The organism is Streptomyces sp. NPDC006283 (assembly GCF_040613325.1).
In the GTDB taxonomy this organism is placed as follows: Bacteria; Actinomycetota; Actinomycetes; order Streptomycetales; family Streptomycetaceae; genus Streptomyces.
In genome coordinates, this window is record NZ_JBEXRZ010000292.1 from 1 (window position 1) to 7,481 (window position 7,481).

Here is a 7,481-nt window from a genome sequence, read left to right on the forward strand (position 1 = left end):
GCACGATCTGCAGGTACAGGGGGATGGCGAAGAACAGGCCGAGCAGGATGAGGTTCTGGGCCAGCAGCATGACGAGGCCCGGCAGGCGGGTCGCGGTCCGGGCGGCCTTCGTGTCAGCGTCCGGGCGTCCTTGGCGTCAGTGCCCGGGCGGCGGCTTGTCGTGGTGGAACAGCCGCCGCAAGGTCAGCAGGTCGTGAGCCAGCCGTCCGGCGATCGCACCGCCGTAGACGATCACCCCGACGCCGGTGAGCCAGGACTGGATCACCAGCACAGTGCCGAACGGGCCGTAGGTCACCGCGTTCGAGGCGATCAGCGGAGAGAAGACCAGCTGGGAGAAGACCCGCAGCCCGAGCATGCCGACGGCGGTGGCCACGGCACCCGGCAGCAGTGCCCTCCAACGGACCCGACCGCCCAGCAGAACGCGCTGGGACGCCCAGAAGAACAGCACCGTTCCTCCCAGGTCGCCCAGGAGACCGATCGCGGACGCGGCGAACGATCCGTCGGGCAACGGCGTGCTCACGAAGATCATGAGGTAGACGATGAGCATCGCCAGCCACACGACGTGCCGCCACATCGTGTGCCAGCGGGCCGCCGGGAGGTCCCAGATCTTCTCGTAGCAGGTCTGCACCGCGGAGCCGAAGGTCAGGCCGAAGACGGTGAGCGCGGCGAGACCGAAGGCGGTGGTGCGCTGCAACGCCTGCCCCGGCAGGCCGAAGAGCCGCTCGACCTCGTCCTGCGAGGATTCGGTGAGCCCGAGCGCCTGGCTCAGCCAGAGGGCGAATCCCCGGCCGCTCGCCGGGTCGGCGGCCGCGACGACGACGAGCAGTGGTACAAGCGTCAGGAACGCGAGCGCGGCGAAGCCCATGGCTCGGTGCATCAGCTCGATCTCACGGCCGCTCTGCCAGGCGAGCCCGAGCGGCGACTCGGCCAGCCTGTGCCACAGGCGCCGAAGACGGTGCGGGCGTGCCGGCTCGTTGCTCACGTGTCGTGGCCTACCCGCAACCGTCTCGCCGACTGCCGTCCATGCCCCCGGACGGGTGGCCCCGCCCGCACGGTGCACAACGCCCGCCGCGACAGGAAGTCGACCTGCGGCGGCATCGTCCCGCTCGTGCGCGCGGCCGTCAGCTGAGCGCGGCCAACGGGTCGTCGAGTACCGGCTGCCAGGCCAGTTCGGCTGCTCCGACGAGGCTGTTGTGGTCGAGGGTGCAGGCGAGGATGGGGACTCCGCCGCTCTGGCCCCACAGGCTGCGATCGGCGACGACGGCCCGCAGGCGCTCCGGGTCGGCGTCGAGCAGTTCGCGGTGGAGCCCGCCCAGGATGATCCGGTCCGGGTTGAGGATGTTGACCAGACCGGCCAGTCCCAGGCCCAGACGGTCGATGAGCTCCTCGGCCGCGCCCCGGACGGCGGGATCGTCGTACTCCTCCCGGAGCAGGTCCCGCGACTGCTGCAGCAGGGAAACCTCCGGGCCGGCGGCTCGGCCGGCGGCTGTCAGGAAGGCGAGCGGGTCGGCCTCCACGTCGAGGCAGCCACGGCTGCCGCAGTGGCAGGGGCGGCCCTCGGGGTTGACGGTGAGGTGTCCCACCTCCAGCGCGAGGCCCGAACTGCCGCTGTGCAGCCGCCCGTCGAGGACGAGCGCCCCGCCGACGCCCCGGTGGCCGGTGGCGACGCAGAGCAGGTGATGGGCGCCCCGGCCGGCGCCGTGGCGGTGTTCTGCGAGCGCGGCGAGGTTGACGTCGTTGCCGGTGAAGGCGGGGCCGGTGATGCCCGCGGCGCTCACCCGCTCGGCGAAGATGTCCCGCACCGGGGCGCCGGCCGGCCAGGCAAGGTGCAGGGGGTTGAGCGCGGTGCCCTCCGGCTCCGCCACCGCGGAGGGCACGGCGAGTCCGGCGCCCAGGCAGCGGCGGCCGCTGCGGCGCAGCAGTTCGGCGCCCGCCTCGACGACCTCCCCCAACACCTGTGCGGGGTCGGCCTGGACGGTGACGCAGCCGGGCGCGGTGGCGACGATGCTGCCACCGAGGCCGACGAGGGCGGCGCGGAATCCGTCGGCGTGGACCTGGGCGGCAAGCACGACCGGACCGGTCTCGTCGACCGAGAGCCGGTGGGAGGGCCTTCCCTGGGATCCGGCAGCGGCACCGGGCCGGGAGTCGACGCGGATCAGCCCGAGGGCTTCGAGCTCTGCGGCCACTGCTCCGGCGGTCGCGCGGGTGACGCCGAGCTCGGCGGTCAGCACGGCACGCGTGGGCGCGCGCCCGGTGTGAACCAGTTCCAGGGCGGGGCCGAGCGCGCTGCGGCCTCTCTCCAGTCGTGTCCGGGTGGTCGTCCCCTTGCCGTTCATGCAGGTGAGTCTCCCATGATCCCGGTGGTGCGCCGCCCGCGCGGGAGGTGATCCGGCCGCCTTGAACGAAGGGGGGTCGAGGACCTATCCTGAGTTTGTGCCGCTACTAAACAAAGTCAGGACGGCCGTACCGGGGGGACCTGGCGGAGATCCCGCCCCCACCTCCCTGTCCCGCCTCCGCACCGCCCTCACCGTCTTCTTCGCCCTCGACGGCTTCCTCTTCGCCGGCTGGGTCGTACGCATCCCCGCCATCAAGCAGCAGACGGGATCGTCCGCGAGCGACCTGGGCCTCGCCCTGCTCGGGGTGTCGGCCGGCGCCGTGGTGACGATGACCCTCACCGGGCGGCTCTGCCGCCGCTTCGGCAGCCACCCCGTCACCGTCGCCAGTGCCGTACTGCTGGCGCTGAGCATGGCGCTCCCACCCCTGACGCACTCCGCTCTCGCGCTCGGCCTCGTACTGCTCGTCTTCGGGGCCGCGTACGGAGGCATCAACGTCGCCATGAACAGCGCGGCCGTCGACCTGGTGTCGGCCATGCGACGGCCCGTCATGCCGAGCTTCCACGCGGCGTTCAGCCTGGGTGGGATGCTCGGCGCGGGTCTCGGAGGCCTGGTCGCGGGCGGCCTGTCCCCCACCGCACATCTGGTCGCTCTCACCGGCATCGGGCTGCTCGTCACGGCGGCGGCCGGGCCCGTCCTGCTGCGCCATCGGGCTCCCTCGACGGGGACCGCCCGGGCGCGCACGGCACCTCGGCGCCTCGCGGGCCGCACGCGCCGGCTCGTGCTGCTCTTCGGCGTGATCGCCCTGTGCACCGCCTACGGCGAGGGCGCGATGGCGGACTGGAGCGCGCTCCATCTGGAGCAGGACCTGCACGCCCACCCGGGGCTCGCCGCCGCCGGCTACTCGCTGTTCGCGCTCACCATGACGGTCGGCCGGCTCAGCGGCACGGCGCTGCTGGAGCGGCTCGGCCAGACCCGCACCCTCGTCATCGGCGGGGCAACGGCCGCGGCGGGCATGCTGATCGGCGCACTCGCCCCCTCCGTGTGGGCCGCGCTGGCGGGTTTCGCAGTCGCCGGCCTGGGGCTCGCGAACATCTTCCCCGTCGCGGTCGGCAGGGCGGGCGAACTCGCCGGCCCCGGTGGCGTCGCCGCCGCGTCGACTCTCGGCTACGGCGGAATGCTGCTCGGACCGCCCGCGATCGGCTTTCTCGCCGACTGGTTCTCGCTGCCGGTGGCACTGACGACAGTGGGCGCGCTGGCGGCGGGCGCGGCCGTGATCGCGTACGGCGCCCGGGTTGCCGCCGCGCCCAGTGCGGTTGAGTAGCCGTACTCAGGCGCGCGCCGGGCTTGCCGTCGCAGCATGGAACCACCACGACGACGGGGAGAGGCCATGCCCGCACGACTGACCACGCTCGTACGACTCGCCTTCGGCAACCGCGCCGCCCAGGGGTATCTGGCGCTGGTTGCCGTCGCGGCGGTCTACGTCGCCGTCGACACCCTGTTCGTCCACCACGAGGACGCCTCGTTCGCGGGGATCTGGCTCTTCCTTCTCACCGCGCCGACGATCTTCGGCTTCATGGCCGTCGGCACGCTTATCGGGGACACGGTGACCGAGTCGGCCGCCTTCCTCTATCCGGCGCTGGTCCTGTCGGTGCTGATCCAGGCGATGGCGCTGGGCCTCTTCGTGCGACTGCTGACCGGCGGACAGCGCGCGGCGCGCCCGCACAAAGCCTGACGCACCCGCTCTTGGCTCTCCGTGGCGCTCTTCTCGAGGAGAGCGCCCTGCGCCGGCACAATCGTCGGCATGGAGACCTCCGCCCTGATCAGGTCACTCGTCCGAGAGGGACAGCTGCTGGCCGAGTCCGCAGAGGAGGCCGGGCCGGACGCCGCGGTGCCGACGTGCCCCGCCTGGCAGGTGCGCGACCTCCTGCGACACACCGGCATGGTGCACCGCTGGGCTGCGGCCTTCGTCACTGAGGGCTACACCAACTACCAGCCCGACAGGGGCGAGCCCGACCTCGACGGGGACGAGCTGCTGGAGTGGTACCGCGAGGGCCATGGGCTGCTGGTGGGCGCGCTGAGCGAGGCCCCCGCGGATGTGAGCTGCTGGTCGTTCCTGCCGGCACCGTCGCCGCTCGCCTTCTGGGCGCGGCGCCAGGCGCACGAGACGGCGGTGCACCGTGTGGACGCCCAGGCGGCGGTTGGCGGCGAGTTCGAGCAGGTGCCGGCGGATCTCGCGGTGGACGGTGTCGACGAACTTCTGTCCGCGTTCCACGCCCGGTCCCGGAGCAGGGTCCGTACCGACACCCCGCGAGTGCTGCGCGTCAGGGCGACGGACACGGCAGACGTGTGGACCGTACGGCTGTCCGCCGAGCCGCCCCGTACCGAGCGCACCGCGGAGGAGCCCGCCGACTGCGAGCTGCGCGGCACCGCCGAGCGGCTCTATCTGACGCTCTGGAACCGGCTGCCGCTCGACGCGGTGGCCGTCGTCGGCGACACCGGGCTCGCGCGGATGTGGCGCGAACGTTCGGGCATCACCTGGTCGTAACGGGGCGGCAGGCAGCCCTCGTTCGTCGGCGTACCACGACGCTCACGCCTGGGTCGCGGGCAGCATCCTCGACAGCACCGCGCGCTGCACGGGCTTGACCTCGGCGTGGCGCGAGCGGCCCTCCTCGGTAAGTGCGACCCGCACCCCGCGCCGGTCCTCCGCACACATGCCGCGGGTCACCAGGCCGTCCTTCTCCAGCCGGGCGATCAGACGGGAGAGCGCGCTCTGACTGAGATGGACGCGGGACGCGAGCTCCTGCACCCGGTACGAGCAGTCGCCGGGCCGGGCGTCCTCCGCCCGCATCTCGGCGAGCACGTCGAGCACCTCGAAGTCGCTGGCACCGAGCCCGTGCCGGTGCAGCTCGCGGTCGAGCTCGCACATCGTACGGGCGTGCAGCGAGAGCACGTCCCGCCACTGCTCCACGAGTGCTTGCTCGGACTTCGTCGCAGCCATGACCGCACGTTAGCAGAAAAGCCGCACTTTGTTGCACTGGAATTAAATGCACTTGCAGTCAATGCATGTGCATGTAATGTGCTCCGCATGACCTCTCCGCTCAACGTCCCCGAAACGCAGGAGCGCTGGAGCCCACGCCTGTGGGGCACCCTCCTCGTGCTCTGCGCCGCGATGTTCCTCGACGCCCTCGACGTGTCGATGGTCGGCGTCGCCCTGCCCTCGATCGCCACCGACCTCGACCTGTCCACCTCGACCCTGCAGTGGATCGTCAGCGGATACATCCTGGGTTACGGCGGGCTCCTGCTCCTCGGCGGCCGCGCGGCCGACCTCCTGGGCCGCCGCAGTGTCTTCCTGATCGCCCTCGCCGTCTTCGCCGTCGCGTCGCTGCTCGGCGGGCTGGTCGACTCCGGACCACTGCTGATCGCCAGCAGGTTCATCAAGGGCCTGAGCGCGGCATTCACCGCCCCGGCCGGTCTGTCGATCATCACGACGACCTTCAAGGAGGGACCGCAGCGCAACCGCGCACTGTCCATCTACACCACGTGCGCCGCGACCGGCTTCTCGATGGGTCTCGTGCTCTCCGGCCTGCTCACCGAGGTCAGCTGGCGTCTGACGATGCTGCTTCCCGCGCCCATCGCACTGCTCGCGCTCGTCGCGGGCATCCGGTTGATCCCACGCAGCAGCCGCGAGGACTCCGGCAAGGGCTACGACCTCCCCGGCGCCGTCACCGGCACCGCCTCCATGCTGCTGCTCGTGTTCACCGTCGTCCAGGCTCCCGAGGTCGGCTGGGCCTCCGCGCAGACGCTGCTCTCCTTCCTCGCCGCGGCGGTACTGCTGGCCGTCTTCGTCACCATCGAGCGGCGCAGCACACACCCGCTGATCAGGCTGGGAGTGCTGCGCTCCGGCAGCCAGGTCCGGGCCAACCTCGGGGCCGCGTTCTTCTTCGGCTCCTACGTCGGGTTCCAGTTCCTCGTCACCCAGTACATGCAGTCCCTGCTCGGCTGGTCCGCGCTCGAGACCGCACTCGCCTTCCTGCCGGCCGGTGCCCTGGTGGCACTCTCCGCAACGAAGATCGGGTCCGTGGTGGACCGGTTCGGCACGCCGCGCGTGATCGCCACCGGTTTTGCACTGCTGGTCGTCGGATACGCGCTGTTCCTCCGTGTCGACCTGGACCCGACGTACGCCGCCGTCATCCTGCCGTCGATGCTGCTGCTGGGCGCGGCCTGCGCGCTGGTGTTCCCCTCCCTCAACATCCAGGCCACCAACGGCGTCGAGGACCATGAGCAGGGCATGGTCTCCGGACTGCTGAACACCTCTGTCCAGGTCGGCGGCGCGGTCTTCCTCGCCGTCGTCACGGCGGTGATCACGACGGGCGGCGACACGGGCCGCTCCGCGCAGGAGGTGCTCGACAGCTTCCGGCCCGGCCTGGTGGTCGTCACCGCCATCGCGGCGACCGGGCTGCTCATCACACTGACGGGGCTGCGCACGCGTCGCCGGACGGAGGGCGTGGTGGTGGCCAAGTCGCTGCCGGAGCAGGAGCCGCAGCGGGTGGCCGTCGGGGACTGACCGGCCCTTCTCGAAGGGGTGGCCGACGGGGATCGACCGGCTCCTCTCGAAGGAGCGGCCGGCGGAGATCGACCGGGCGGACGCGGTCGCGGCTGGGGGCGATGAGCCGCCGGCCACGGCCGCGTTCTGCTGCCGGGAACGAGGCCCAGTCGCCAGGCCCCTGGGTACGAGGCGTTCCTCAGCCGAGCCAGCCGGGGCGCACCAGCCCCGACTCGTAGGCCAAAACGACCAGTTGGGCGCGGTCGCGGGCGCCGAGCTTCACCATGGTCCGGCTCACGTGCGTCTTGGCGGTCAGCGGGCTGACGACGAGGCGGCGGGCGATCTCCTCGTTGGACAGACCCATGCCGACCAGCGCCATCACCTCCCGCTCCCGGTCCGTGAGTTCCCCGAGGCCCTGGGCCTCGGCCGGCCCCTTGGAGCGTGCCGCGAACTCGGCGATCAGACGGCGTGTCACCCCCGGGGACAGCAGTGCGTCCCCGGACACCACCGCCCGTACCGCACGCAGCAGTTCACGCCGTCGATCAGCGCCTCGCAGGCTCCGCGGCCCAGGTCGGGCGTCATGGCATGGGCCGCGTCCCCGA

The 7,481-nt window shown here is 72.0% G+C and carries 8 protein-coding genes; 4 read left to right on the forward strand and 4 right to left on the reverse strand.

The genetic code is table 11. From position 1 onward, the window contains the following. Positions 1-136 precede the first annotated feature (136 nt). Both ABZ070_RS33915 and ABZ070_RS33920 read right to left on the reverse strand, forming a co-directional pair. Complete coding sequence (locus ABZ070_RS33915; RefSeq protein WP_356639636.1) at positions 137-982, reverse strand: YhjD/YihY/BrkB family envelope integrity protein; 846 nt, start codon at positions 980-982, stop codon at positions 137-139. 139 nt (positions 983-1,121) lie between these two features. Next, on the reverse strand, positions 1,122-2,336 hold the full coding sequence (locus tag ABZ070_RS33920) for an ROK family protein (RefSeq protein WP_356639638.1): 1,215 nt from the start codon (positions 2,334-2,336) through the stop codon (positions 1,122-1,124). 97 nt (positions 2,337-2,433) lie between these two features. On the opposite strand from ABZ070_RS33920, the gene ABZ070_RS33925 reads away from it, so the two are divergent. The 3 genes from ABZ070_RS33925 to ABZ070_RS33935 all read left to right on the forward strand — a co-directional run bounded on the left by ABZ070_RS33925 (position 2,434) and on the right by ABZ070_RS33935 (position 4,881). Beyond that, the gene (locus tag ABZ070_RS33925; RefSeq protein ID WP_356639640.1) at positions 2,434-3,657 is read left to right on the forward strand and encodes an MFS transporter; all 1,224 of its coding nucleotides are present in this window, start codon (positions 2,434-2,436) and stop codon (positions 3,655-3,657) included. A 66-nt stretch (positions 3,658-3,723) separates the two neighbouring features. Beyond that, positions 3,724-4,068: a hypothetical protein gene (locus ABZ070_RS33930; RefSeq protein ID WP_356639642.1), complete on the forward strand. Its 345-nt coding sequence runs from the start codon at positions 3,724-3,726 to the stop codon at positions 4,066-4,068. 69 nt (positions 4,069-4,137) lie between these two features. Continuing rightward, positions 4,138-4,881, forward strand: coding sequence for a maleylpyruvate isomerase family mycothiol-dependent enzyme (locus tag ABZ070_RS33935; RefSeq protein ID WP_356639644.1), 744 nt, complete (start codon positions 4,138-4,140; stop codon positions 4,879-4,881). Between the two features lie 42 nt (positions 4,882-4,923). Here the strand turns inward: ABZ070_RS33935 and ABZ070_RS33940 are convergent, their stop codons facing one another. Then, a complete protein-coding gene (locus tag ABZ070_RS33940; protein WP_356639646.1) occupies positions 4,924-5,334 on the reverse strand; it encodes a MarR family transcriptional regulator in 411 nt (136 codons plus the stop codon). 87 nt (positions 5,335-5,421) lie between these two features. Here ABZ070_RS33940 and ABZ070_RS33945 point away from each other — a divergent pair, with 87 nt between their 5' ends. Further along, on the forward strand, positions 5,422-6,900 hold the full coding sequence (locus tag ABZ070_RS33945; RefSeq protein ID WP_356639648.1) for an MFS transporter: 1,479 nt from the start codon (positions 5,422-5,424) through the stop codon (positions 6,898-6,900). A gap of 178 nt (positions 6,901-7,078) precedes the next feature. Here the strand turns inward: ABZ070_RS33945 and ABZ070_RS33950 are convergent. Beyond that, on the reverse strand, positions 7,079-7,481 hold a 403-nt coding region (locus tag ABZ070_RS33950; protein ID WP_356639650.1), incomplete at its 5' end, for a response regulator transcription factor.